Source organism: Pseudomonas soli, from assembly GCF_021283165.2.
GTDB classification, from domain to species: Bacteria; Pseudomonadota; Gammaproteobacteria; order Pseudomonadales; family Pseudomonadaceae; genus Aquipseudomonas; species Aquipseudomonas soli.
Genome location: NZ_CP128543.1, coordinates 941,071 through 967,486, shown reverse-complemented (window position 1 = coordinate 967,486; position 26,416 = coordinate 941,071). Strand labels below are relative to the sequence as shown.

Below are 26,416 nucleotides of genomic sequence, written 5' to 3'. Positions count from 1 at the left end.
AGGTGCCGCGAAATGTACTCAGGCGCGTACGAAACGCTGGCGCAACACATCGCTCAGGGCATCCACCAGCAACACCAGCACCAGCATGGCGATGATCACCGTGCTGGCCTGGGCCTCCTGGAACAGGCTCAGGGTCGCGTAGAGCATCTGCCCCAGCCCACCCGCCCCCACGAAGCCCAGCACGCTGGCCATGCGGATGTTGTTCTCCCAGCGATACAGGCTGTACGCCAGCAGTTGTGGCCACAGGTTGGGCAAGGTGCCGAAGCAGAAGGCCGCCACCTGGCTGCCGCCCTGCAGGCGGATCGCCGCCGCAGGCTCGGGCGGTGCATTCTCCAGTGCCTCTGCAAACAACCGTCCCAACACCCCGGCGGTATGCAGCGCCAACGCCAGGGTGCCGGCATTCGGTCCCAGGCCCGCAGCCAACACGGTCAGCGCCGCCCAGACCAGCTCCGGAATCGCCCGCAGCGCATTGAGCAGCAGGCGCGCCGCGCCCTGCAACGGCAAGCCGAAACGCCCGGCGGCCGGCAGCGCCAGCAACAGGCCGAGCAGCATCGCCAGGATTGTCCCTATTCCTGACATCGCCAGCGTTTCCAAGGCCCCCTGCCCCACCGCTCGCAGGTGCGCCACAGACAGGTCCGGGTGCAGGAAACGCGCCGCGTATTCGCCCATCTGCGCCGGCCCGCCACTGCCGACGACCGCTGCCAGGTCCAGCTCCAGATAAGCGAACGATGCCAGCACCGCCGCCAGGATCGCGGCGATCACCAGCCCATTGATCACCCGGTTCATGCCAGCCTCCCGCGCAGGAAACGGCTGAGCAAGTCGGCCAGCACGACCAGCAGCAGGAAAGTCAGCAGCATGCTCGCCACCTCGGCACCGGCGAACATGCGCATCGACAGATCGATCTGCTGGCCCAGCCCACCGGCACCGACGAAGCCCATCACCACCGAAGCGCGCACCGCGCACTCCCAGCGGTACACGGTGTAGGACACCACCTCGCTCGCGGCCTCGGGCAGGGTGCCGTAGAGAAACGCCGACAGGCGGCTGCTGCCGGCCTGCAGCAAGGCATGGGCAGGGCGCTGGTCCACCGACTCGAAGATCTCCGCGTAGACCTTGCCGAGCATGCCGCTGTAGGTGATGGCGATGGCCAGCACGCCGGCAGTCGGGCCCAGGCCCACGGCGCGGACGAACAACAGTGCCCAGACGATCTCCGGTACGCTGCGCAGGAAAATCAGCAGGCCACGCACCGGCAGGCGCGCAGCCCGGGACCATGGCCCCAGGCGCCCAGCGCTGGAGGCTGCCCGCAAAGACAACGCCCGGCTGGCCAGCAGGCTGGCCGGTACCGCCAGCAGCAGTGCCAGGCTCATGCCCGCGGTGGCCACGGCCAGGGTCTGCACCGTGGCGGTGAGCAGCAAATCGAGAAACCCGGCGTCGTGGGCCGGGGGCCAGAACGCGCTGACGAAGCCGGCCATCTGTTGGCGGTTCTCGGCCTGTAACAGCACGCCGGGGTCCAGCTCGCTCAGGCGCAGGCCCGGCCACAGCAACGCCAGGCACAACAGGGTCAACAGCACACGTGGGATGGCAGCAGGATCTCGCTGGTCAGTGCTCAGCATCGCGGGATCTGCACCTGCGGGCTGGCCGTCGAGGCAACAGGCGAGGCCAGTTGCTCGTTGGCGTACAAGGCATCGAGCATCGCTTCGCTGACCGCCGCTGCCGGGCAGTCGAACGCCACCTGCCCGGCGCGAATGCCGACGATGCGCGGAAAGTGCGCGAGGGCGAGCTCCACCGCGTGCAGGCTGGCGACCAGCGTCACGCCATGGGCCTGGGCATGACGATTGAGCAACGCCAGGCTGTGATCGGCGAGCACCGGGTCCATGGCCGAAACAGGCTCGTCGGTCAGCAGCACTTCAGGTCGCTGGTACAAGGCGCGGGCGATGCCGACCCGTTGCAACTGCCCCCCCGACAACTGCCCGCACTGGGCAAACAGCTTGTCAGCCATGCCCAGCTCGGCCAGTGCCGCGCGGGCACCGGGAATATCCCCGGGGTGAATCAGGTTGAGCAGCCCGCGCAAGGTGCCCCACTGCCCCAGGCGCCCCGCCAGCACGGCGGTTACCACCCGCTGGCGCGGCGGCAGGGGCGGTGCCTGGTGCACCAGGCCGACCCGTGCACGCAAGCGCTGACGGGCGCGGGCAGACAGAACCCAGGGCTGCTCGCCCAACAACTCCAGGCGCCCGCCACTGGGCGGCACGGCAGTGGCCATCAGGTGCAGCAGGCTGGACTTGCCGGCTCCGGACGGACCGATGATCGCCACCCGCTCGCCCTGGCCGATCTGCAGGTCCAGCGCGCTCAAGGCCTGGACCTGGCCATGGCGCACGCTGGCGCCCTGAACACGGATACTCACTTGAGCAGGCCGGCCTCGCGCGCGGCTTGCTCGGTGCCCTGGTAATTCTCCGGCTTGGTTTCAATGAAGCGGCTGGCGGCCTGCAGGTCGAGGATCGCCTTGTCCGCAGGCTTGGCCGGATCCAGGGCGAGGAAGGCCTGCTTGATCTTCTCTTTCAGCGCCGGGTCCATGTTGCCGCGCACGGTCCAGTTGTAGTCGAAGTACTCCGGCGTGGTGGCGAACACCCGCACCTTGCTGGTGTCGACCTTGCCGGCGGCGACCAGCTTGTCCCAGACGCTGGCGTTGAGCACGCCGGCATCGGCCTTGCCGGCCTGGACCCAGGCGGCGGTGGCATCATGGGCGCCGGAATAGGCGACGCGGCTGAAGTATTCCTCTGGCTTGATGTTGTCGTTCTTGAGCATGAAGTAACGCGGCATCAGGCTGCCCGAGGTGGACGAAATCGAACCGAAGGCGAAGGTCTTGCCCTTGAGGTCCTTGAGACTCTTCACGTCCGGGTTGGCGGTGATGAACTTGCTGGTGAACTTGGCATCCTGCTCACGCTGCACCAGCGGCGTGGCCTTGGGGTCCTTCAGGTGCACCTGGACGAAGGTGAACCCCCCCAGCCAAGCCAGGTCCAGGCGATCGCTGGCCAGCGACTCGACCACCGCTGGGTAGTCGGCCACCGGCACGAACTGCACCTTTATGCCCAGTTGCTGCTCGAGGTATTCGCCCAGTGGCTTGAACTTGCGCAGCAGTTCGGTCGGCGCCTCGTCGGGGATGGCGCTGACGCGCAGCACATCGGCGGCCTGGGCGACCACGGCGCAGCAGGACAGCGCGAGACCGGCAAACAGTGCCAGGGGGCGTTTGAGCATGGGGATTCTCCGGTTCGATAGCGGGACATGGTTCGATGTCGCATCGCGGGGTTTTCCCGGCGTGGGAGCGGGCTTGCCCCGCGATGCTGGCAAACGAGGGAAGTATAAGAGCCGCAGGCACAAAGGCCAGCTTTGCTACAATCGCGCATCACGAAAAGTCGAGGTGCACATGAGCGAGCCGATTCGTCTGACACAGTACAGCCACGGCGCTGGTTGTGGCTGCAAGATTTCTCCCAAGGTGCTGGATGTAATCCTCGCCGAGAGCGGCACCCAGGCGCTGGACCCGAACCTCTGGGTCGGCAACGCCTCGCGCGACGACGCTGCCGTCTACGCCCTGGACGACGAACGTGGCGTGGTCTCGACCACCGACTTCTTCATGCCCATCGTCGACGACCCGTACGACTTCGGCCGCATCGCCGCCACCAACGCCATCAGCGACATCTACGCCATGGGCGGCGACCCGCTGATGGCCATCGCCATCCTCGGCTGGCCGATCAACGTATTGCCGCCGGAGGTCGCCCGCGAAGTGATCCGCGGTGGCCGCGCGGTCTGCGCAGAGGCCGGCATCCCATTGGCCGGTGGCCACTCCATCGACGCCCCGGAACCGATCTTCGGCCTGGCCGTCACCGGCGTGGTAAGCAAGCGCCACCTCAAGCGCAACGATACCGCCAGCGTCGGCTGCCGCCTGTACCTGACCAAGCCGCTGGGCATCGGCATCCTCACCACCGCCGAGAAGAAGGCCAAGCTGCGCGAACAGGACCAGGGTCTGGCCCGCGACTGGATGTGCACCCTCAACACCCCCGGCAGCCGCTTCGGCAAGCTCGACGGCGTGCAGGCGATGACCGACGTCACCGGCTTCGGCCTGCTCGGCCACCTGGTCGAAGTCGCCGAGGGCAGCGGCCTTACCGCCCGCCTGCAGTTCGCTGCCGTACCGCGCCTGCCCAGCGTCGAGCATTACCTGGCCGAGGGCTGCATCCCCGGCGGCACCTTGCGCAACTTCGACAGCTACGGCCACAAGATCGGCGCACTGAGCGACGAGCAGAAGCACCTGCTGTGCGACCCGCAGACCAGCGGTGGGCTGCTGGTGGCGGTCAGCCCGCAGGGCGAGGCCGAATTCCTTGCCGTGGCCCGGGAACTCGGGCTCGAACTGGCGCCGATCGGCGAGTTGGTCGAACGACAGAGCCACGCAGTCGAGGTGATCTGATGCGCCCCGACTGCACCGAGCTGAAACAGCTGTTCCTCAACAACGTGCCGCTGATGGACATGCGCGCGCCGATCGAATTCACCAAGGGCGCCTTCCCCGGTGCGGTCAACCTCCCCCTGATGACCGACCAGGAGCGGCAGAAAGTCGGCACCTGCTACAAGCAGCAGGGCCAGGCCGCCGCCATCGCCCTGGGCCACCAGCTGGTCAACGGTGCGGTGAAGCAGCAACGCCTCGACGCCTGGACGGCCTTCACCCAGGCTCATCCCGACGGCTACCTGTACTGCTTCCGCGGCGGGTTGCGCTCACAGATCGTCCAAGGCTGGCTCAAAGAAGCCGGCATCCAGTACCCCAAGGTGGTGGGAGGCTACAAGGCCATGCGCACCCTGCTGCTGGAGACTACCCAACAAGCGGTGCAGCACTGCGACTTCGTGCTGGTGGGCGGCCTGACCGGCACCGGCAAGACCGACGTGCTGCTCCAGCTGGACAACGTGCTGGACCTGGAAGGCCATGCCAACCACCGCGGCTCCAGCTTCGGCAAGCGCGCCACCGCACAGCCGGCGCAGATCGATTTCGAGAATGCGCTGGCCATCGACATTCTGAAAAAACGTGACCAGGGCATCGGCCAGTTCGTGCTCGAGGACGAAGGTCGCGTGGTCGGCAGCTGCGCGGTGCCGCTGGAGTTGTACCAGGGCATGCAGCGCTATCCGCTGGTGTGGCTCGAAGACAGCTTCGAGCATCGCGTGGAACGCATCCTGCGCGACTACGTGATCAACCTGTGCGCCGAGTTCATCTCCGTGCACGGTGCACAGGCCGGCGGCCCGCTGTTCGCCGAACGCATGCGCCAGAGCCTGATCAACATCCACAAACGCCTGGGCGGCGAGCGCTTCCAGCGGCTGTCGACGTTGCTCGACCAGGCGCTGGAGGAGCAGTTGCGCAGCGGCGACGTGAGCCTGCACCGAGGGTGGATAGAAGGGCTGCTCAAGGAATACTACGACCCGATGTACGCCTACCAGCGTGCGGCCAAGGCGCAACGGATCGAGTTCGCCGGAGACGGGGTGGAAGTGCGTGAGTACCTGAAGGCCCGGGCACTGCGTGAGCAACGCGGCGCCTGATTCGCGAACGCCACATCACTGCCCCGGGCTGAGCACCCGTTCCAGCTCCGCCGCCCGGTCCTTGCTCATGTCCATCTCGCACATCGCGCCTTCGATGCGGTAGATGCTGCCGTTGCTCAACTTGCCGTGGAACGCGCAGTTGCCGTCGCGGTACTTCATCCAGGTGCGCTGGACTTCGCGCAGGTCCTTCTGCTGCTGGCTGTCGAGCTTGGCCATGAGCTGCTTGTAGACCCGGTTCAGCCGATCATCCTGCAACTGGGTCTCGGCCTGGATGCAGGCCCCCATGGCCAGGGTGCTGGAGGCTTTGTCCATGCACTGGGTGTAGGTGGGCGAATAGTCCTCGGCCTGGGCGCCGGCAACGATCAGCAGGGCGGCGGCGCCGACCAGGCAATGCTTGAACATGGGCTTTCCTTTTCGCAAATGAATGCGGCACAGCCTAGCATTCTGCTCCGCCTTCGTTCACGCACAACACCTGGATTTGCGCCCGCAGCCAGCGGTGCCCGGCATCGCCGTCGCGCCGCGAGTGCCAGGCCTGGGCGAAGGCGAACGGCGAGATCGCCAGGGGCGGCGCGAACTGGCGCAGGGCCGGATCCAGGCGAGCACCAACGAGGCTGCGCCGGGCCACGGTGAGCACCAGGTCGGTTCCGGCAATGACACTTTGGGCCACGCCCCAATGCGGCAGGGTCAAGGCGATGCGCCGACGTGCGCCCAAGGTGGCCAGGGCCTGGTCGATTTCGTTGTCGATGCCGGGGCGCACCGCCACCAGCACATGGGGCCGCGCCAGCCACGGGTCCAGCGCCAGGCCACCGCGAGGCGGCAGGCTGGCGCGATCGGCCAGGCAGACGAAGGACTCCTCGAACAGTACCTGCTGAGCCATTTCCGTCGGCAGCTCCGGAAACACGCCCAACGCCAGGTCCGCCTCGCCGTCGATCAACTGGCCGAGCATCGCCTCGCGGCTACCCTGGGACACCACCAGGTCGATGCCCGGTGCTTCGCGCCGCAACAGGCGCATCAGCGAAGGCAACACCACGCGGGCGCCGTAGTCGGACATGGCCAGGCGAAAAGTACGCCGAGCCCGCACCGGCTCGAAGCCCGGCGTGCCGAGCAATCCGTCGAGTTGCTGCAAAGCCTCCTGCAGCGGCGCGTGCAGGGCTTCGGCGCGGGCCGTCAGTTGCAGGCGGCCACCGCGTCGTACCAGCAGCGGATCGGCGAAGATCTCGCGCAACTGCGCCAACGCATGGCTGACCGCCGGCTGGCTGCGGTGCAGGCGCAATGCCGCACGCGAGACATGCTGCTCGCTGAGCAGGGCGTGCAGAGTCAGCAATAGATTGAGGTCGATACGGCGCAAATCATCCATGCTACGAATACAGCCTGTGCAAAGTTCGAATTTCCATCATTGAAGTGCATAGCGAAGACTGAGGCCAGTGTTTTGACCAGGAGTAGACACCATGCCCGCCAGCCTCTTCGCCGCCCTTCCCTTGCTCATCGCCCTGCTCGCCGGGGCTGCCGTGCCGTTTCAGGCGGGCAGCAACGCCGCGCTCGGGCGCCTGCTCGGCCATCCGTTGTGGGCGGCCGGGGTGTCGTTGCTGGTCAGCCTGCTGATGCTGGTGCCGGCCCTGCTGCTGATGCGCGCGCCGCTGCCACAGGTGCAGCAACTGGCCCATGCGCCCTGGTGGGCTTGGTTCGGTGGGATTGCCGGGGTGCTCTACATCACCGCCGCGCTGGTGCTGACGCCACGGCTAGGCGCGGCGGGGTTCATCGTCTGCGTGGTGGCCGGGCAGGTGCTGTCGTCGCTGCTGATCGACCAGTTCGGCCTCATGGGCCTGCCGGAGCGACCGGTGAACCTGCTGCGGCTGGCGGGAGTGGGAATGATCGTGCTCGGGATGATCGCGGTGCAGTGGGGCACGGCGCGTTAAGGCCATCACAAGGTGCGCGGCTGCTCCGGCGGCACGATCACCTTGTGCGGCTCGAAGCGCAGCGATGGCATTTGCGTACCGGCATACAGCGCCACGCTCAGGGCCGCGATCAGCGCCACATCGAGCCAGCCCCAACCCGGTACATCCGCTGCTGAACGCGCCTTCCAGCACCACCATAGCTGTCCCATGCAAAACACCAGGATCGCCAGCAACCACAGGTAGAAGCCCGCGCCAAAGCCGGTCACATCCTGGAAGGCGTAGCTCTGGTTGTCCGGCAAGCGGGTGATGGCGAAGCTGCTGGCCGCCAGATACAGCGCCAGCAGGCCGCACCCCAGCGCCAGGCGGCGGAACCGTCGGTGGGCGAGGATCGCCAACGCCAGCAGTGGGTTGGCGAACCACTGGTACAGGCCGAAGGCGATACCCCATGGGCCGTAGAGCAGCATCTGCAATGCCGGTACATGTCGCCCTGCGCCTGTCAGGGCACCATCGAAGGCCAGGCTCAGCAGGTACAGGGCGAGGCTTGTGGTCAGGTAGAAAGCGGGCAAGTCAGGCACCTGGTAAAAGCGAACGAGCTGCGACCTTAACCCAGCCCCTGCCGTCTTTCCAAACCCAAGGCGCGTCTGGAGAGTTCAGCCTGCCTGTACCTGCTCCATTGGCTCGTCGGAACTGCGAATTTGCACGCCCAGGCTGGGCATCTTGGTCGCCAGGTAGATCGTGCTCGTCAGCACCGCGATCAGCAGCACATCGAACCAGCGCCAGCGCGGCATATCCTGCGCCGTCTGCACCTTGCGGCACCACCATCCCTGCCCCAGGCAGAACAGCAGGATTGCCAGTGTCCACAGGTAGTAGCCGGGGCCGAAGCCGGTAAGCGGCAGGAATTCATAGCTGCGGTTGTCCGGCAGCCGCTCGATGCCCAGGCAACTGAGCGCCAGGCCCAGGGCGATCAGGCCCGCGCCAAGCGCCACCCGGCGAAAACGCCGGCGAGCGAGGATTGCTAGCCCCAACAACGGATTGGCAAACCACTGGTACAACCCGAAGGCAATGCCCCATGGGCCCATGAGCAGTATCTGCAGCGCCGGCATATGCCCGTCGACGCCCATCAGCAGGCCATCGAAACACAGGCAAAGAAGGAACAGCACAAGGGTGAACATCACATAAAAAGCAGGCACGCGCAGGCTACATCCAGCAGCGAAAGGCGCGACCATAGCGCAAGCGGGCGTCAGGCGACAGGCGGTTCTAGCAGCAGACCGTAAAGCCCCGAGTCAGACAACTCGCCGGCCACGCACCAGCGGGCGCGCAGGGTGCCCTCCAGGACGAAGCCCTGGCGCTCAAGGGTACGTGCCGAGCCCTGGTTGCGCGGGTCGATTTCCGCCTCCAGGCGGCGCAGGTGCAGGGTGTGGGCCAGGTAGTCGATGAAGCAGGTCAGCGCTTCGTCCATGTAGCCCCGGCCCTGGGCGGACTTGGCCAGGCAGTAGCCGATTTCGCCCCGGCGCGAGGCCTCTTCGAGGTTGAACAGCTGGACCATGCCGATCAGCTCGCCGTTGTCACGGCGGTACATGCCCAGCTTGAGCAACTGGCCGGCGGCATACGCCTCGCGGTCGGCAGCCAGGGCGCTCTCGGCCTCGGCCAGGGTCTGCCAGGGGGCGTGGTACCAGTAACGCATGACCTCGGGGTCGGCCATGATGGTCAGCCACTGCTGCGCGTCGCCATGACGCATGGGGCGCAACTGCAGGCGTGGGCTGTCGAGGCACAGGTCGCTGGGGAAACTGCGGGGGTCGGGCACGCCGGGACTCCTGTCCGGTGGTGAGGAGATGACAGTCTAACGACAGTGGCTCGGTCTGGCATCCCTGGGGCCGCTTTGCGGCCCCCTTTCACCGCTACCGGTTCAACCCCAGCTCCATGTCATCGATCAGCCCCTTGGCCAGCCCGCTGAGAATCCGCGCCGCACTGGCTGCCATGAGGTCACCCTCCATCTCGGCCTCGGTGGTGAAATGCGCCACGCAGCCGAGCAGCACCGACAGGTCGCTGAAAGCGTGGTCGAACGGGATGCCGGGCTGGATACAGAAGATCTCGAGGCAGGTGGTCTTGCCCTGGGTCGGGCCGGGCTTGAAGTCGTCGCTCATACCGGCGCCCCCTTGGCCCGGGCGTGGCGGACCAGCGAGATGACCAGTTGGCCGAGGATCTCGACGCTGTCCATCATCACGTCGAGGCGCGCATCGCGCTGGCAGACGGTGTAGGCGTGGACGGTGTCGCTGAGGATGTGCATCAGCTTGTTGGCATGGGCCATGGCTTCCTCGGGGTCGAGGTCGCTGATGATGGTGACGAAGGGGATTGGATAGGGTGGGTCGGGTACAAGTTTTTTCATGGTTACTCCTCGAAATTGAACTTCAGGAACAACCACCTCGATCCTTCTCACAGATTAGGGTGGCAGTCGTACGCATGGTGAGAAGCCCGTGTGTAACCATGAATCCACGGTCAGGCCAAAGCCTGCACGCGCACGACCGCCATTGACGAAATCGACATGGTTCACACAACGGGCTTCTCACACCCGGTCGCCAAATGTGACGACCCAGAGACGGTACCCCTGATGTATTTCCCGGCCAATTCAGAGCCTTCCGGCAGGCGGGTAGGATAGGTCCGAAGCGCTGGCTGGCTGAAGGATTTGGTTTCAATTTCGGAAAAATCTTACGCATGCAGAAACGTATCGCGGGGCAAGCCCGCTGCCACGAGAGACACGCCAAATCTCGTGACAGCGGGCTTGCCCCGCGATGGGCCACACGACGGCCCCTGCAAGCTACCTCAGAACCCCATGCTGAAGCTCACCACCACGCCATGGTCGCGGTTCTCGCTGGACAGCTGCCCGGAGTACCCGACCCCGAGCTTGCCGCTCGCGCCCACCGACAGGTCCACCCCGGCCTCGACCACCGCCGCGTCCTTGGCAATCGGCACACCCTCGGTGCTGAAACCGTCGCCACCACCGATGAAGCGCAGATCGGCATCGGGCTTGTCGTCACCGAAGGCATGGCGCCAGCCCACCGACAACCGCGGCGTGATAGTGCTGCCGTTGTCGAGCAGGATGCGCTTGCCAGCCCGCACGCCCAGGGTGGAGAAGGTCACATCCTGGTCGACCTTGCCCTCCAGCCGCCCTGCCCCACCCTTCTCATGGGCGGTATCGCTGTCGTAGTTGACATACGCCAGCCCGGCGAACGGCTCCAGGGCAATGCCGCCGGCATCTATGGCGTAACCCACCTCACCGAACACCTGGGCGCTGCGCGCCTTGTACTTGGCCTTGAGACGGTCGTCATAGCTGCCCACGCTGACATCGCGCTTGGTGTCGATGTCGTGCCAGCTGTAGGCCACACCCAAGCGAGCGGCGAAGGCATCGAGCTGGTAGCCGAGGTAGGTGGTCAGGTGGTAGCTGTCCACCGTGGCGTCGGAGCGGCGACGGTGCGCATCAATGCTCGAACGGGTGTAGCCGGCGGCGGCGCCGACTTTCCACTCATCGTCCAGCGCGCGGTCGACACCGAGCATGAAGCCCGACAGGTCGCGGTCGACGCTGGCATGGCTGCTGCTGCCGTCATAGGTGCCCCAGCCGCCGATGGCGCGGATCCAGCCCACGGCCTGGCCCTGGCAGCCTTCGCTGGTCAGTTGCTGGTTGGCGGTCGGCGCCAGGGTGCGACGCGGGTCGTCCTGGTTGGTGCAGTCGGCCTGGCGCAGGCGGTCATTGACCGCGTCGCGGACGTAGCGCGAGTCCTCGATCAGCACGGTCGCGGTGCTGGCGTGGATCTCGCCGGACAGGCTGTCAAACGCGGCCTGGGCGCCCTGGCGGTCCAGCGGCAGCAGGTTGTTGACCAGTTCGGCCGGCGCCCCGGCACTGGCCAGCGCGGTGGCCACGCCACGCTGGTTGCCAGTGGCGGCGACATCGGCGAAGGAGTTGCCGTTGCGGCTGACCGACAGGGTCACCTGGTTGGCGCCGTAGTCCAGCGAGCTGTTGAGGAACGCCGAGTTGGCCAGGTTGGTGGTGGCGAAGGTGCCGTTCACCCCGCCCGCGGCGCTGACCACGGTGTACTGGCCGTTGCCGCTGGCCAGGTTGGCGACCATCAGGCTGCCGCCGAGGTTGGCGGTGCCGCCCACATTCAGGTAGTTCACCGGCGAGGTGCCGAGGTCGATCACCAGGGTGCCGGTGGCGCCGTTGGTGAAGTTGCCCGACACGTTCAGGTTACCGGCAGGCCCTGGCAGCACGGTGCCATTGTTGGTGAGGCCGGCGACGGTGCCATTGCCGGTCAGTGCGGCGCCATTGGCCACTGTGACCTGGGCTGCGAGGTTGCTGCCCGGATTGGCCGCATCGCCCACCTGCAACACGCCTTGGTTGACATTGAAGGCGCCACTGAACGGCTGGTTGCCAGTCAGCAGCAAGGTACCGCCGCCCTGCTTGGTGGTGGTGCCGGTACCGCTGAGAGTGCCACTGAAGGTGCCATTGCTGCCTTGGGCGAAGACCAGGTTGGCGTTGTTGAGAATGTTGCCCTGCAAGCTGGTGGTGTTGCCGACCAGGGTACCGCCACTGACGGTGGTGCCACCGCTGTAGGTGTTGGCGCCCGAGAGGATCAGAGTGCCAGCGTCGAGTTTCTCGATGCCGCCGGTACCGACCAGAGGTGCGCTGACGGTGGCGGTGCCGCCTGCGTTGACACGTACTGGCGCCAGGCTGCCGTCGGCACCATTGACCGGCGTCAGGCTACCCCCAGCGCCCGGAACGACCTGGTAGCCGTTGCTGAGGAACTGCAAGCCCTCGAACGACTGGTTGCCCACCACGGTGACGGTGCCCGGAGTACCGCCGAAGACCGCGTAGCCACCGCTCCAACCTTCATTGCTGGTGCCGCTGGCGTTGGTCCAACCGGTGTTCGGCCCCCAGGTACCACTGCCGCCGCCGATGCTGCCATCGGGGTTGGTCTTGCCGCCATTCCAGAACTGCAGCTCTTCGCCGTAGTTCTGCACCACCAGGTTGATCTGGTTGGCGATGGCGGTCTGCAGGGTCAGGTCACCCAGCACCACGCTGCCCGGAATCGCACCGAACACCAGGCCGTTGTCGGTGAGCGTGCCGCCGTAGCTGAACAGTTGGTAGACACCGGTGCCAAAGCCACCGGCATTGGTGATGTTCAGCGTGCCGTCCAGCACCAGGTTGCCGTTGACCTTGACCACGGTGGTGGAGGCCGCCGGGGCGCCGAGGCTGAAGTCCAGGGCGCTGCCCGACGCCAGGTCGAGGCTGCCGACAGTGAGCGGCGTTGCGCTCTGGCCGGCGGCAAGGGTGGCGCCATTGGCGATCTGCACCGCGCCGCCGTAGGTACCGCTGCCGCCCAGGCGGGCGCCGGTGGCGACCTGCACGCTGGCACTGTCGAGGCGGCCATTGACCAGCAGGCTGCCGGCGTTGACCTGGGTCGCGCCGGTCAGGCCATTTATGCCGGTCAGCAGCAGTTCGCCGGTGCCGTTCTTGGTCAGCGTGCCAGTACCGGTGAGGTTGCCTGTGTAGCTGCCATTGGCGTTCTGCTCGAAGGTCAGGGCCGCGTTGTTGAGGATCGCGCCTTGCAGGCTGGTGGTATTGCCCACCACGCCGCCTGCGTTGATCTGGGTCCCGCCGCTGTAGGTGTTGGCACCGTTCAGGGTCAGCAGGCCAGCGCCATTCTTGATCAGCCCACCGGTGCCGCTGACCACCCCGTTGAGGGTCAGGGCGTTGCTGCCGGCGATGGCCAGGGCGCCGTTGAGCACGGCATTGTTGGCCAGGGTCACGGCGGTGTTGCTGTCCAGCGTGGTGCCGCCCGCGGCCGTCAGGGCGCCACTGCCCAGCGCGCTATTGTTGCCTAGCACCAAGGTGCCGCCGTTGAGGGCGGTACCGCCGCTGTAGCCATTGGCAGCGTTGAGCACCAGGGTGCCGCCGTCTTGCTTGGCAACGCTGCCGGTCCCGTTGAGGGCGACGTTGAGGGTGGCGGTGACGCCGCTGTCGACCCGCAGGTTGGTGGTGCCGTTGCCCAGCAGTTCACCGGCCGTCCCCGCATTGAGCACATAGCCGTCGGTGACGAACTGCAGGCCGGTGATGCTGTGGCTGCCGTTCACGGTGACGGTGCCGGGGGCGCCCTGGAACACGGCGAAGGTATCGTTCCAGGTGCCGTTGAGCACGCCGTTGGCGTCGGTCCAGTTGGTGTTGGTGGCACCCCAGACGCCGCTGCCGCCCTCGATCACACCGTTGGCCACGGTCTGGCTGCCGTCCCAGAACAACACGTTGCTGGCGCCACCGACCACCAGGTTGACCTGGTTGGCCACGGCGGTCTGCACCGTCAGGTCGGTGACCGGCACCGGCGTGGTGCCGAAGCTCATGCCGTTGTTGGTGAGGCTGCCGCCGTAGGCGAACAGGCGGTACACGCCGGCGCCGAAGCCGCCGATGTCGGTGACATTGAGGGTACCGCCCAGGGTCAGGTCGTTGGCCACGTTGACCAGCGGTGTGCCGCCAGCCGACGGCGCGCCCAGCGAAGCGTTGAAGTTGGCGCCGCTGTCGAGCACCAGGTTGCCGGCATTCAGGGTGCTGCCACCGATGGCCGCCAGGTTGCCGCCATTGGCCACGGTCACCGAACCACCGAGGCTGCCGGCGCCGCTGAGGGTGGCGCCACTGGCGACGTTGACCGTGCCGCTGGCCAGGGACCCATCCACCTTCAGCCCGCCGCCTTGCACGTTGGTATTGCCGGTGTGGCTGTTGGCGCTGCGCAGCGCCAGGGTGCCGGCGCCGAGTTTGTTCAGGGTGCCGGTCCCACCGATATTGCCATCGAAGGTGCCGCCCTCGACGCTCAGGCTGTTGCCGGCGGCGATGGCGATCGCACCGGTGCCTCCGATATCACCCAATGTGGTGTTGCCGTCGAGGTTGAGGCTGGCGCCACTGCTGACATTCAGCTCGCTCTGGGTGCCCAGGGCGGTGGTGCCGATGGTGCTCAGGCTGCCGGACAGGATATTGAGGATGCCGCTGAAGGTGTTGTTGCCCGACAGCGTCAGGTCAGCCAGGCCGCTCTTGTTCAAGGTACCGGCACCGCTGAGCACGCCGGCCAGGTGCAAATCGTTGCTGCCCAACACGTTGAGCACGCCCCCCACGTTGACCGGATTGGCCAGGGTTACGGCACTGGCGCTGTCGAGACTGGCATTACCGGTGACATCCAGCCCGCCGCTGCCAAGGGCCGCATCGTTGCCCACCACCAAGGTGCCGGCCTGCAGCTCGGTACCACCGCTGTAGGTGTTGGCGCCCATCAGCGCGAAGCGGGCGAGGCCGGCCTTGAGCAGGCGGCCGCTGCCGCCGACGGTACCGCCGAGGGTCAGGTCGTTGCTGCCCAGGATCGTCAGGTCGCCGGTGGCGTTGACGTTGTTGGCCAAGGTCACGGCCTGGCTGCTGTCCAGGCTGGTGCCGGCCACGGTGTTCAGGCTGCCGCTGCCCAGCGCGGTATTGGAGCCCAGCATCAGGGTGCCGCCGTTGAGCGCGGTGTTGCCGGCATAGGTGTTGTTGCCAGCCAGCGCCAGCCGGGCGCTGCCAGCCTTGACCAGTCCACCGGCACCGCCGATGTTGCCCCCCAGCGCCAGGTCATTGCTGCCAGCGATGTTCAGCGGCCCCGCCAGGGTGATGGCATTGCCCAGTGCGACCGAAGCATTGCTGTCGAGGGTGGTACCCGCCGCGGTTTCAAGCGCGCCGCTGCCCAGGGCCGTGTTGCTGCCGACGATCAAAGTGCCGCCACTGAGCACGGTACCGCCGCTGTAGCTGTTGCTGCCGTTGAGCACCAGGGTACCGCTGTCGAGCTTGTTGAGCTTGCCGACGCCGGTCAGGCCGACATCGAGGGTCGCCGTGGCGCCCGGATCGACCCGCACGCTGGTGTCGCCACTGGTGCCGTTGATCAGGTCGAGCGCACCGGCGGTGCCGGCCAGCAGGCGGTAGCCATCGCTGACGAACTGCAGGCCATTGACCGTCTGGCTGCCGTCAACGGTGACATCGCCGGCGGTGCCCTGGAACACCGCGAAGGTGCTGCCCCAGGTGGTGTTGGTCAGGCCGTTGAGGTCGGTCCAGTTGGTATTGCCGGCGTTCCACACGCCGGCACCGCCGTCGACCTGACCGTTGGCCACGTTCTGGCTGCCATCCCAGAACTGGATATTGAGCCCCGCGGCGCTGACCAGCAGGTTGACCTGGTTGGCCAGGGCGGTCTGCAAGGTCACGTCACCCAGGCCCACCCCCAGCGGCAGGCTGCCGAAGTCCAGACCGTTGTCGGTGAGGGCGCCGGCGTAGTCGAAGACGCGGTACACACCGTTGCCGAAGCCGCCGATGCTGCTCACGTTGAGCGTGCCGTCGAGGGTCAGGTTGCCACCGACGTTGAACAGCGCGGTGCCGCCAGTGGACGGCGAGCCGAGGCCGATATCGACGATCGAACCGCTGTTGAGCACCAGGCTGCCGAGGCCCAGGGTCGCGCCGCTCTGCCCGGCCAGGTGGCCACCGTTGTCGATCACCACCGAGGCATTGGCGGTGCCGCTGCCGGTGAGGGTCGCACCGCTGGCCACGGTCAGCAGGTTGCTGCCCAAGGTGCCGTCGACTTTCAAGGTACCGGCGTTGACCTGCGTGTTGTCGGCCAGGTTGCTGGTGCCGGTCAGGGTCAGGGTGCCGCTGCCGACCTTGGTCAGGCCGCCCAGGCCGTTGAGACCACCGGCGAAGGTGCTGCTGAGGTTGTTGCCGCCCAGGCTCAGCACGCTGCCGACGCCGACATCGACCAGGCCGCTACCGGTCAGGCTGCCGAGGCTGGCGTTGCCGTTGAGGTTGAGCTGGCCGCTGGCGCCGACGTCGAGGGTGTCGACGTTGGCCAGCACACCGCTGCCGAGGGTGGTAAGGGAGCCCGCCTGGATATCGACGTTGCCGGTGAAGGTCTTGACGCCGACCAGGGTGAGGTCGTCGACGCCGGTCTTGACCAGGTTGCCACTGCCGCCAAGGTCGCCGCTGAGGATCAGCGCATTGGCGGTTTCGACAGTCAGGTTGGCGCCGTTGCTCAGGGCGATGGTGTTGCCCAGGGCCATGGGTGAGCTGTTGGCCAGGGTGGCATCGGCGGTGACCGCCAGGGTGCCGGTACCCAGTGCGCCGCTGCTGCCCAGGGTCAGGCGCCCGGCGTTGAGCTGGGTGCCGCCCTGGTAGCCGTTGTTGCCATTGAGGGTCAGGTTGCCGCTGCCGTTCTTGGTCAGGCCTGCCGTGCCGTTGATCACGCCGTTTAGGGTCAGGTCGTTGCTGCCATCGACTGTCAGGCCAGCGTTGAGGGTGACGTTGTTGGCCAGCGTGGTGCTGGCGCCGCTGCTGAGGGACGAGGCCCCGACGACGGTCAGGGCGCCCTGCCCCAGCGCGTTGTCGTTGCCGACCACCAGCCGGCCGGCACCGAGGGTGGTGCCGCCCAGGTAGCTGTTGGCACCATTGAGGGTCAGGGTGCTGGCACCGGCCTTGCTCAGGCCGCCGACGCCATCCACCACGCCGGTGAGGGTCAGGTCGGCGCTGCCGGGCAGGTTGAGGGTGCCGCCCAGGTGCACGTTGTTGGCCAGGGTAGCGCCCGCACTGCCGGCATCGAGGCTGGTGTTGGCGCCGGTGCTGAGATCGCCGCTACCCAGCGCGGTGTTGCTGCCGACCACCAAGGTGCCGGCGTTGAGGGTGGTGCCGCCGCTGTAGGTGTTGTTGCCGTTGAGGGTCAGGCTGGCGGCGCCGTTCTTGACCAGGCCATTGTTGCCGGAGACCACACCGCCGAGGGTCAGCGCCTGGCTGCCGCCGAGGGTCAGGTTGCCACCGGCGAGGTTGACGGCATTGGCCAGTACCAGCGCCTGGCTGGCGTCGAGGCCAGCCGCGCCGTTGACGGTCAGGGCGCCGCTGCCCAAGGCGCCAGCATTGCCCAGCAGCAGGCTGCCGGCCTGCAGCGAGGTGCCGCCGGCGTAGGTGTTGCTGCCATTGAGTACCAGTTGCCCGGCGCCCAGCTTGTTCAGCGTCCCGGCACCGCTGATCACACCATCTAGGGTCAGGGCCTGGGCATTGTTGATACTCAGGGTAGTGGTAGCGCCGATGCCGATGGCATTGGCCAGTTGCAGCGCCCCGGTGGTGGCCAGGGTGCTGTTGCCGGTCACCGACAGGTTGCCCGTGCCCAGCGCGCTGTTGTTGCCCAGGGTCAGGGTGCCAGCGCCAAGCGTGGTACTGCCTTGATAGGTGTTGGCGGCGCCGAGGGTCAGGTTGCCGGTACCGGTCTTGGTCAGGCCGCCGGTACCGCTGATCACGCCGTTCAATGTCAGGTCGTTGGTGCCGGTCAGGCTCAGGGTGTCGTTCAGCGCCACCTGGTTGGCCAGGGTCAAGGCACCCGTGGTGGCCAGGTTGCTGGCGCCGCCGACGACAAGGTTGCCGGTACCCAGGGCCTGGTTGTTGCCCAGGGTGAGCGTGCCGGCATTGAGGGTCACGCCGCCAATCAAGGTGTTGGCGCCACTGAGTGTGAGGTTGCCGGCACCGTTCTTGGTCAGGCTGCCGGCCCCCGTGACCAGCCCGCCCAGGCCCAGGTCGTTGCTGCCGGCGATGGTGAGGTTGCCCGCCAGGTTGACGGTGTTGCCGATAGTGATCACCGAGGCGCTGTCCAGCGTGGTCCCGGCAGCCGCGTTGAGCTGGCCGAGGCCGAGGGCGCTGGCGCTGCCGAGCACCAGGGTGCCGGCATTGAGATTGGTGTTGCCCAGATTGCCATTGGTGCCGTTCAGGGTCAGGGTGCCGCTGCCGGTCTTGGTCAAACCGCCGACGCCGGTGACGTTGCCGCCCAAGGTCAGGTTCTGCGCCCCGGCGATGGTCAGGTTACCGGCCAGGTTGATCAGGTTGGCCAAGGTCACGCTGGCATTGCTGCTCAGGGTGGTGCCACCGGCTGCGTTCAGGGCACCCGTGCCCAGCGCCGTGTTGCTGCCGACCACAAGGGTGCCGCCGTTCAGGCTGGTAATGCCCTGCTGGCTGTTGCTGCCGTTGAGGGTGAGCGTGCCGGCACCGCCCTTGATCAGGCCACCGGTGCCGCTGAGCGCACCGTTGAGGGTAAGGTCGTTGCTCCCCGGCAGGGTGAGGTTGGCGTTCAGGGCGATGGTATTGCCCAGCGCCAGGTTGCCGGTGGTGGCCAGGCTGGCGGCGCCGGTCACGGTGAGGCCGCCAGTGCCCAGGGCCTGGGCGTTGCCCAGGGTCAGGGTACCGGCACCCAGGCTGGTGCCGCCGCTGTAGGTGTTGGCATTGCCCAGGGTCAGGTTGGCGCCGCCGTTCTTGATCAGGCTGCCAACCCCCGAGACCACACCGGACAGGCCCAGATCGGCGGAACCGGCGACGGTCAGGGCACCGCTGAGGCTGAAGGCGTTGCCGAGGGTGACGGCCGTGTTGCTGTCCAGGGTAGTGCCGTTGGCGGTGCTGACCGTGCCGGTACCGAAGGCAGTGTTGTTGCCGACCACCACTGTGCCGCCATTGAACAGGGTGCCACCGGTATAGCTGTTGGCGCCATTGAGCACCAGCGTGCCGCTGTCGAGCTTGGCCAGTTGACCGCTGCCAGAGAGGCCGACGTTGAGGGTCGCGGTGACGCCTGGGTCGACGCGCAAGGCGAAGGCGCCGTTGCTGCCGTTGACCAGGTCCAGGCCACCAGTGCCGATCAGGCGATAGCCGTTGGTGACGAACTGCAGGCCGGTGGCGGCCTGGGTGCCGACCACGGTGACATCGCCTGCGGTGCCCTGGAATACCGCGAAGTCGCTGGCCCAGCTGCCATTGAGCACGCCGTTGACATCGGTCCAGTTGGTGTTGCCACCGTTCCAGGTACCGGTACCGCCGTCGATCACGCCATTGGGCACGCTTTGCGCGCCATCCCAGAACTGCACGGTGCCGCTGGCGCCGCCGACCAGCAGGTTGATCTGACTGCCAATGGACGTCTGCACCTGAAGGTCGCCGGGCAACATGACGCCCGGCACGTTGCCGATCAGCAGGCCGTTGTCGACCAGCGCGCCGGTATAGTCGAACAGCCGATAGATACCGGTACCGAAGCCGCCGAGGTCGGTGACGTTGAGGGTACCGTCCAGGGTCAGGTTGCCATTGACGCTGACCACTGCGGTGCCGCCGGTGGCCGGCGATGCCAGGCCGAAATCGAGGATCGAGCCGCTGTGCAGGGTCAGCGCACCGGTGCTGAGGGTCGCGCCGCTGTTGGCCAGCAGGTGCGCACCATTGGCAATGTCGACTGCGCCGAGCAGGCTGCCGGTGCCCCCGAGGCTGGCGCCGCTGTTGACCTGGACGCTGGGGCTGGCCAGCGAGCCGGTGACGTTGAGCAGGCCGGCATTGACCGTGGTATTGCCGCCGAGCACGTTGACGCCGGACAGCTCGAAGCTGCCGGTACCGGTCTTGATCAGCCCGCCACTGCCGGCCAGGGCACCGCTGAACACGCTGTTGAGGTTGTTGCCGCCCAGGGTCAGGTCGCCGCCGCCGGCGATGTTCACCGTGCCGGCACCGCTCAGGCCACCGATGGTGGCGCTGGCGCCGAGATTGAGGCTGGTGCCGGCGCCGACGCTGACCGCCGAGGTATTGCCCAGGGCCGTGTTGCCGACCGTGGTGATGCTGCCGCCAAGCAGGTCGATGGCGCCGCTGAAGGTGTTGTTGCCGGTAAGCGTCAGGTCGGACACACCATTCTTGATCAACCCGCCGGTACCGCCGAGCACGCCGCCAAGGGTCAGGTTGTTGCTGCCGCCGAGGGTCAGGTTGGCACCGAGGTTGACGTCGTTGCCCAGGGTCATCGCCACGCTGTTGGCCAGCGTCGAGGCACCGCCGACGTTCAATGCCCCGGTGCCCAGCGCCGCGGCGTTGGCCAAGGTCAGGGTGCCGGCATTGAGGTTCAGGCCACCGCTGAAGGTGTTGGCGCCGCTCAGGGTCAGATTGCTGCTGCCGTCCTTGGTCAAGGCCCCGGCACCGCTGATCACGCCGCCCAAGGTCGTGGTGTTGTTGCCTGGCAGACTCAGGGTAGCGCCGTTGCCAAGGGCGATGGCGTTGCCGAGGTTGAGGGTGGCGCTGGAGTCGAGGCTGGCATTGCCGCCCACGCTCAGGGCGCCGACGCCGATGGCGTTGTTGTTGCCCAGGACCAGGGTGCCGGCATTGAGGGTGGTGCCGCCGCTGTAGGTGTTGTTGCCGTTGAGGGTCAGCACGGCGCTGCCGTTCTTGACCAGCGCACCGCTGCCGCTGATGAGACCGCCGAGGGTGGTGGCGTTGCTGCCCAGCACGGTCAGGGTATTGGCGCCGAGGTTGATGCCGTTGGTCACGGCAACGGCGGTGCTGGCGTCGAGATTGGCGTTGCCGCCCACGGTCAGGGCGCCGATACCCAGCGCGGTGTTGCTGCCCAGGGTCAGGGTGCCGGCATTGAGCTGGGTGCCGTTGGTGTAGAGGTTGTTGCCGCTCAGGGTCAGGTTGGCGTTGCCATTCTTGACCAGCGAACCGATGCCGCTGACCACGCCGCTCAGGCCCAGGTCGGCGCTGCCATCGATGGTCAACGGGCCGGCGATGTTCACATCGTTGGCCAGGCTCACCGCCGTATTGGCATCCAGGTGGGTACCGGCCAGGGTATTGAGGGTACCGGTACCCAGCGCGGTGTTGCTGCCGACCACCAGGGTACCGGCGTTCAGGCGGGTGATGCCGCTGTTGCTGTTGTTGCCGGTCAGGGTCAGGGTGGTGCCGCCATTCTTGGTGATGCCGCCGGCACCAGCGATGACGCCGCTCAGGGTCAAATCGTTGCTGCCGGGCAGGATGAAGTTGCCCGCCAGGTTGAGTGCGTTGCCAAGGTTCAGCCCGGCCGCACTGGTGTCCAGCGTGGTGTTGTTGGCGGCGTTGAGCGCGCCGGTGCCCAGCGCCGTGTTGCTGCCGACCACCAGTGTGCCGGCGTTGAAGGTGGTGGCGCCGCTGTGAGTGTTGTTGCCGCTCAGGGTCAAGGTGGCGCTGCCGTTCTTGACCAGGCCGCCAGCGCCGCTGAGCGTGCCGGCCAGGGTGAGGTTGCTGGTGGTCGGCAAGGTCAGGTTGGCGCCGAGGTTGACGGCGTTGTTCAGGGTCATCGCCGTCGAGTTGGCCAGGGTCGCCGCGCCACCGACCGTCAACGCGCCGGTTCCTAACGCGGCGGCGCTGGCCAGGGTCAAGGTACCGGCATTGAGCGTGAGGCCGCCGCTGAAGGTATTGGCACCGCTCAGGGTCAGGTTGGTGGCGCCGTTCTTGACCAATGCGCCGGTGCCGCTGATCACCCCGCCCAGGGTGGTGGTGTTGCTGCCTGGCAGGGTCAGGGTATTGCCGGCCAGGTTGATGGCGTTGCCCAGGTTCAGGGTGCCGCTGCCGTCGAGGCTGGCATTGCCGCCCAGGGTCAGGCCGCCAGTGCCGAGGGCATTGCTGTTGCCCAGGGTCAGCAGCCCCGCGTTCAGGGTGGTGCCGCCACTGAAGGTATTGTTGCCATTGAGCGTCAGGCCGGCACTGCCGCTCTTGACCAGGGCGCCGGTGCCGCTGATCTGCCCGGTCAGGGTGGTGGCGTTGCTGCCCAGCACGGTCAAGGTGTTGCCGCCCAGGCTGATGCTGTTGGTCGCCGAGACGGCGGTACTGGTGTCCAGGTTGGCGTTGCCGCCCAGGGTCAGTCCGCCGATGCCCAGTGCGGTGTTGCTGCCGAGAATCAAGGTACCGGCATTGAGCTGGGTGCCGTTGGTGAAGGTGTTGCTGCCACTCAGGGCCAGGCTGGCGTTGCCGTTCTTGACCAGCGAGCCGATGCCGCTGATCACCCCGCTCAGCCCGAGGTTGGCAGTGCCGTCGATGGTCAGGGGGCCGGCGGCAATGACGTCGTTGGCCAGGCTGACCGCGGTGCTGGCGTCCAGGTGCGTTCCCACGGCGGTGTTGAGGATGCCGGTACCGAGCGCCGTGTTGTTGCCGACCACCAGGGTGCCGCCGTTGAGGAAGGTGGAGCCGCTGTTGGTATTGGCGCCGCTCAGGGTCAGCGTGGTGTTGCCGGCCTTGGTCAGGCCGCCGCTGCCGGCGATGACGCCGCTCAGGGTCAGGTCGTTGCTGCCGGGCAGGTTGAGGTTACCGGCCAGGTTCAGGCCGTTGCCGATGTTCAGCCCGGCGACGCTGGTGTCCAGGCTGGTGTTGGCCGCGGCGTTGAGCACGCCGGTGCCCAGCGCGGTGTTGCTGCCCAGCACCAGGGTGCCGGCGTTGAGCGTGGTGGCGCCACTGTGGGTGTTGTTGCCACTGAGGGTCAGGCTGGCGCTACCGTTCTTGACCAGGCCGCCGGTGCCGCTGAGGGTCCCGGCCAGGTTGAGGTTGTTGGCGCCTGTCAGGGTCAGGTTGCCGCCCAGGTTGACCGCGTTGCCCAGGGTCAGCGCCGCCGTGTTGGCCAATGTCGATGCACCGCCCACGGTCAGGGCGCCGGTACCCAGCGCCGTGGCACTGGCCAGGGTCAGGGTGCCAGCGTTGAGGGTGAGGCCACCGCTGAAGGTGTTGGCGCCGCCCAGGGTCAGGTTGGTGCTGCCGTTCTTGACCAGCGCGCCGGTGCCGCTGATCACACCACCCAGGGTGGTTGCGCTGGTGCCAGGCAACGTCAGGGTGTTGCCGGCCAGGTCGATGGCGTTGCCCAGGTTCACCGCCACGCCCGCGTCGAGGCTGGCGTTGCCGCCCAAGGTGAGGCCGCCGGTGCCCAGGGCGTTGTTGTTGCCCACGGTGAGAACACCGCTGTTGAGGGTCGTGCCGCCGCTGAAGGTGTTGCTGCCGTTCAGGGTCAACCCGGCGCTGCCGTTCTTGACCAGCGCGCCGGTACCGCTGATCACGCCGCCCAGCGTGGTGCTGCTGGTGCCCAACAGGTTCAGGGTATTGGCGCCGAGGTTGACGGCGTTGCCCAGGCTCACCGCCGTGCTGGCGTCCAGGCTGGCGTTGCCGCCAAGGGTAAGGGCGCCGGTGCCCAGGGCGTTGCTGTTGCCGACGGTGAGCTTGCTGGCGTTGAGGGTGAGGCCGCCACTGAAGGTGTTGTTGCCGTTCAGCGCCAGGTCCCCTGCCCCGCTCTTGACCAGCGAACCGGTACCGCTGATCACGCCACCCAGGGTGGTGGCACTGGTGCCGAGCAGGTTCAGAGTGTTGGCGCCAAGGCTGATGGCGTTGCCCAGGCTTACCGCGCTGCTGGCATCAAGGCTGGCGTTACCCCCCAAGGTCAGCGCGCCAGTGCCCAGCGCACTGCCGTTGCCGACGGTAAGCTTGCCACCCGCCAGGCTGGTACCGCCGCTGTAGGTATTTATGCCGTTGAGGGTGAGGTCGGCTGCGCCCGCCTTAGCCAGCGCACCGGTACCGCTGATGATGCCACCCAAGGTGGTGGCATTGTTGCCAGCGAGGGTGAGCGTGCCTGCGCTCAGGGCGATTGCGTTGCCAAGGTTGAGCGCCGAGGCACTGTCCAGGGTGCTGCTGGCGGTCACCGTCAGGGCGCCGCTGCCCAACGCCGTGTCGCTACCCAAGGTAAGCGTTCCGCCGGCCAGGGAGGTGCCGCCACTGAAGGTATTGAGGCCATTGAGCGTCAGGCTGCCGGTGCCGCTCTTGACCAGTGAGCCGGTGCCGCTGAGTACGCCGCCAAGGGTCAGTGCGTTGCTGCCGGGCAGCGTCAAGGCTGCGTTCAGCGCCACCGCGTTGTTCAACACCAGCGGCACGCTGCCTTGCAGGCTGCCGGCGCCACTGACGGTCAGCCCGCCTGTGCCGAGCGCCGTGGCGCTGGTCAGGTTGAGGCCCCCGGCGGCCAGGGTGGTACCGCCACTGTAGGTGTTGCTGGCGCCAAGGGTGAGCAGCCCGGCACCGGTCTTGGTCAAGCCGCCAACACCCGAAACCACGCCATTGAGGGCCATGTCGGTGGCGCCACCCACGTTCAGGCCGGCATTCAAGGTCAGCGCGTTATTAAGGCCCAGGCCTGCCACCGTGCCCGCGAGACCACCGCCGTTCACCGTGATGCCACCGGTACCGAAGGCGCTGGCGTTGTCGAAGTTGAGCAAGCCACCGTTGAGGGTGGTCTGGGTGGTGCCGTTGAGCAATTGCCCGATCAGCGACCAGGTACCGCTGTCGACGATCAGGCGGTTGAAGTTGATGTAGTTCGAGGCGTTGATGGTGCCGCTGCCGCTGGTGCCGCTGCCGCCACCGATGGCGTTCTGCAGCGCCAGGGTATTGGTGCCGCCGGCACCGCCGTCGACCACCCCTGCAGGCGCGAAGGCCAGGTTGGGGTTACTGGTGACCAGCAGCGAAACACCGACACCGGCTCCCGCGCTGAGGCTGGAGCCGGTGATGGCGTTGAAGCGGTTGGTACTGCCCGCGCCCATGGACAGGCTGCCGGTCAGGCTCCCGGCGTTGGTGAAGGTGTTGCCGCCTGCCGACGCCTGAAATGCTGTACGACCCAGCACGGTGCCGGTGTTGGTGAAGTCCACCGACCCGCCACCGCTCACGGCGATGACCGGGGTGTCCTCGCTGATGATCGTCAGGCTGGCCAATGCCGTGGAGCCGATGCTGCCTGCGTTGTTGATGGTAGTGACACCTCCGGCAGCGTTACGCACGTCCATTGCCATGCCGGTAAGGTTCAACAGGCTCGCGCCCAGCACCGCCCCGGTTCCTCGAATCACACCCGTGGCATTGTTGGTGATGTTGATGGTACTGGCAGTGCTGGTGTTGCCGATCACGGCGCCAGTGGACTGGATGCTAAGGATCCCCAGCAACGACGGGTTGACGGTACCGGAGTTGTTCAACGTGATGTTGTTGCCGGTGAGCGACAGCGCGGTGCCGCCCACGCCCAGCAGCACGCCCAGCGAGGCACCGGTGTTGACGTTGACGGTCAGGCCGTTGCCACTGTTGGAATAGCTCGGCGCGAGCGGGTTGGCCGCGCCGCTGCAGGTCACCGTGGAACCGGCCAGGCTGCAGGCGGCCAGCGCCTGTTCGCCGTGCAGACCAAAGGCCATGGCAGTCACGGCCAGGCTGACGGCCAGCGACAGTTGGGAGAAACGGGCGGGCGAACGGGGGGCGGCGCGACTGTCCACGGAAAGCTCCTTCGTGGATCAGGCGATTCAGTCCTTGAAAGCGTGTACAGCAGGGTGGGCAGGAGCAGTGACACACGCGACGGCCGAAACGCCTGATCTATGGCTACGAATATCCTTTGAAGGAATGTGTAGCCGCTCAGGGCTGGGCGGTTTGGCGTCGGGGCCGGTCAAATGGTGTTAATACTTTGTCGAGGCGGCACGTGTTTCGCGGGTTTCAGCGATGCATTCATTGGATCCAACCGACGAACGGTAGTGCCTGCTCCGCGAGGAGCAGGCTTGACCCGAGCAGGTTCAGGCGACCTCCGCCCCGTCATCCGGCCAATGCGGCTCGTTGGCGCCCGGCGGCGTCAGCGGTGGCAGGCCATAGGCTGCCCGAGCGTCGTCACAGCTCGGATTGTGCACGCCGTTTTCCCACGACGCCTCGAACTCGCGGCAGGGGCTGGAGCGATTCTCGTAGATGGAGCACGCCACCTGCGTGCCGATCTCGCCACCGAGGCTGACGCAACGGCAGGGCTTGGCGTCGGTGCCGATCATGGCGACGCGGGTCGGGTTGATCTGCACGACCAGGTCGTCGGGCACCAGGCCACCGGCGGACTGGCACTCACCCCAGAAGAAAGACACACGAAAGTAGCCGCAGCAGGCGCCGCAGGTCAGGCAAGGGTTCTGTTCGGACATGATGGCCAGGGAGGGAGGTTGTTGTTATCGGGGCGGGCGCCCGCGGCGCTATTTGTAATCCAGGCGCGGGCGGCTGAGAAGAGGGGGAATGCAAAAAAGATCGCCGCTGATCGGCGATCTGAAAGTCGTGATCGATATCGCCTGTATCGGCCCATCGCCGGCAAGCCGGCTTCCAC

The 26,416-nt window shown here is 66.9% G+C and carries 16 protein-coding genes; 3 read left to right on the top strand and 13 right to left on the bottom strand.

Annotation, left to right across the window (positions count from 1 at the left end; all coding sequences use genetic code 11):
* Window positions 1-18: 18 nt before the first annotated feature.
* The 4 genes from phnE to LU688_RS04305 are packed head-to-tail and all read right to left on the bottom strand — an operon-like array spanning window position 19 to window position 3,249.
* Complete coding sequence (phnE, locus tag LU688_RS04320; protein ID WP_094010234.1) at window positions 19-786, bottom strand: phosphonate ABC transporter, permease protein PhnE; 768 nt, start codon at window positions 784-786, stop codon at window positions 19-21.
* Window positions 783-1,610: a PhnE/PtxC family ABC transporter permease gene (locus LU688_RS04315; RefSeq protein WP_104444487.1), complete on the bottom strand. Its 828-nt coding sequence runs from the start codon at window positions 1,608-1,610 to the stop codon at window positions 783-785. Before LU688_RS04315 ends, phnE begins: the two co-directional genes overlap by 4 nt.
* Entirely contained in the window at window positions 1,604-2,398 is a 795-nt protein-coding gene (locus LU688_RS04310; RefSeq protein ID WP_038707401.1) for a phosphonate ABC transporter ATP-binding protein, read from the bottom strand. The genes LU688_RS04315 and LU688_RS04310 overlap by 7 nt, the downstream gene beginning before the upstream one ends.
* Window positions 2,395-3,249, bottom strand: coding sequence for a putative selenate ABC transporter substrate-binding protein (locus tag LU688_RS04305; RefSeq protein WP_232888046.1), 855 nt, complete (start codon window positions 3,247-3,249; stop codon window positions 2,395-2,397). The genes LU688_RS04310 and LU688_RS04305 overlap by 4 nt, the downstream gene beginning before the upstream one ends.
* A gap of 169 nt (window positions 3,250-3,418) precedes the next feature.
* Between LU688_RS04305 and selD the strand changes: the two genes are divergently transcribed.
* Entirely contained in the window at window positions 3,419-4,453 is a 1,035-nt protein-coding gene (gene selD / locus LU688_RS04300; RefSeq protein ID WP_038707400.1) for a selenide, water dikinase SelD, read from the top strand.
* Complete coding sequence (mnmH, locus tag LU688_RS04295) at window positions 4,453-5,565, top strand: tRNA 2-selenouridine(34) synthase MnmH (protein WP_232888045.1); 1,113 nt, start codon at window positions 4,453-4,455, stop codon at window positions 5,563-5,565. The genes selD and mnmH overlap by 1 nt, the downstream gene beginning before the upstream one ends.
* Window positions 5,566-5,580: 15 nt before the next feature.
* Here mnmH and LU688_RS04290 read toward each other — a convergent pair whose 3' ends face one another.
* A complete protein-coding gene (locus LU688_RS04290; RefSeq protein WP_094010239.1) occupies window positions 5,581-5,967 on the bottom strand; it encodes a lysozyme inhibitor LprI family protein in 387 nt (128 codons plus the stop codon).
* A 34-nt stretch (window positions 5,968-6,001) separates the two neighbouring features.
* Entirely contained in the window at window positions 6,002-6,922 is a 921-nt protein-coding gene (locus tag LU688_RS04285; protein ID WP_232888044.1) for a LysR family transcriptional regulator, read from the bottom strand.
* 91 nt (window positions 6,923-7,013) lie between these two features.
* On the opposite strand from LU688_RS04285, the gene LU688_RS04280 reads away from it, so the two are divergent.
* The gene (locus LU688_RS04280; protein WP_094010241.1) at window positions 7,014-7,481 is read left to right on the top strand and encodes a DMT family transporter; all 468 of its coding nucleotides are present in this window, start codon (window positions 7,014-7,016) and stop codon (window positions 7,479-7,481) included.
* A gap of 5 nt (window positions 7,482-7,486) precedes the next feature.
* On the opposite strand, the gene LU688_RS04275 is transcribed toward LU688_RS04280, so the two are convergent.
* The 7 genes from LU688_RS04275 to LU688_RS04245 all read right to left on the bottom strand — a co-directional run bounded on the left by LU688_RS04275 (window position 7,487) and on the right by LU688_RS04245 (window position 26,240).
* On the bottom strand, window positions 7,487-8,026 hold the full coding sequence (locus tag LU688_RS04275) for a hypothetical protein (RefSeq protein ID WP_046857046.1): 540 nt from the start codon (window positions 8,024-8,026) through the stop codon (window positions 7,487-7,489).
* An 84-nt stretch (window positions 8,027-8,110) separates the two neighbouring features.
* Entirely contained in the window at window positions 8,111-8,650 is a 540-nt protein-coding gene (locus LU688_RS04270; protein WP_232888043.1) for a hypothetical protein, read from the bottom strand.
* A 50-nt stretch (window positions 8,651-8,700) separates the two neighbouring features.
* Entirely contained in the window at window positions 8,701-9,264 is a 564-nt protein-coding gene (locus LU688_RS04265) for a GNAT family N-acetyltransferase (RefSeq protein ID WP_052062241.1), read from the bottom strand.
* A gap of 94 nt (window positions 9,265-9,358) precedes the next feature.
* Entirely contained in the window at window positions 9,359-9,604 is a 246-nt protein-coding gene (locus LU688_RS04260) for a DUF3077 domain-containing protein (RefSeq protein WP_028689794.1), read from the bottom strand.
* Window positions 9,601-9,846, bottom strand: a complete 246-nt coding sequence (locus tag LU688_RS04255; protein WP_023631578.1) for a hypothetical protein — start codon at window positions 9,844-9,846, stop codon at window positions 9,601-9,603. The genes LU688_RS04260 and LU688_RS04255 overlap by 4 nt, the downstream gene beginning before the upstream one ends.
* 434 nt (window positions 9,847-10,280) lie before the next feature.
* Window positions 10,281-25,487 carry an autotransporter-associated beta strand repeat-containing protein gene (locus LU688_RS04250; RefSeq protein WP_269152093.1) on the bottom strand — a complete coding sequence of 5,069 codons (15,207 nt, stop codon included), beginning with the start codon at window positions 25,485-25,487 and terminating at the stop codon, window positions 10,281-10,283.
* Window positions 25,488-25,856: 369 nt separating this feature from the next.
* Window positions 25,857-26,240, bottom strand: coding sequence for a YkgJ family cysteine cluster protein (locus LU688_RS04245; protein ID WP_038707396.1), 384 nt, complete (start codon window positions 26,238-26,240; stop codon window positions 25,857-25,859).
* Between the last annotated feature and the right edge of the window lie 176 nt (window positions 26,241-26,416).

Bases quoted from the DNA above. Each gene is read 5' to 3' on its own strand.
- phnE (WP_094010234.1), bottom strand. From the start codon at position 786: ATGAACCGGGTGATCAATGGGCTGGTGATCGCCGCGATCCTGGCGGCG.
- LU688_RS04315 (WP_104444487.1), bottom strand. From the start codon at position 1,610: ATGCTGAGCACTGACCAGCGAGATCCTGCTGCCATCCCACGTGTGCTG.
- LU688_RS04305 (WP_232888046.1), bottom strand. From the start codon at position 3,249: ATGCTCAAACGCCCCCTGGCACTGTTTGCCGGTCTCGCGCTGTCCTGC.
- selD (WP_038707400.1), top strand. From the start codon at position 3,419: ATGAGCGAGCCGATTCGTCTGACACAGTACAGCCACGGCGCTGGTTGT.
- mnmH (WP_232888045.1), top strand. From the start codon at position 4,453: ATGCGCCCCGACTGCACCGAGCTGAAACAGCTGTTCCTCAACAACGTG.
- LU688_RS04290 (WP_094010239.1), bottom strand. From the start codon at position 5,967: ATGTTCAAGCATTGCCTGGTCGGCGCCGCCGCCCTGCTGATCGTTGCC.
- LU688_RS04285 (WP_232888044.1), bottom strand. From the start codon at position 6,922: ATGGATGATTTGCGCCGTATCGACCTCAATCTATTGCTGACTCTGCAC.
- LU688_RS04280 (WP_094010241.1), top strand. From the start codon at position 7,014: ATGCCCGCCAGCCTCTTCGCCGCCCTTCCCTTGCTCATCGCCCTGCTC.
- LU688_RS04260 (WP_028689794.1), bottom strand. From the start codon at position 9,604: ATGAGCGACGACTTCAAGCCCGGCCCGACCCAGGGCAAGACCACCTGC.
- LU688_RS04255 (WP_023631578.1), bottom strand. From the start codon at position 9,846: ATGAAAAAACTTGTACCCGACCCACCCTATCCAATCCCCTTCGTCACC.
- LU688_RS04250 (WP_269152093.1), bottom strand. From the start codon at position 25,487: ATGGCCTTTGGTCTGCACGGCGAACAGGCGCTGGCCGCCTGCAGCCTG.
- LU688_RS04245 (WP_038707396.1), bottom strand. From the start codon at position 26,240: ATGTCCGAACAGAACCCTTGCCTGACCTGCGGCGCCTGCTGCGGCTAC.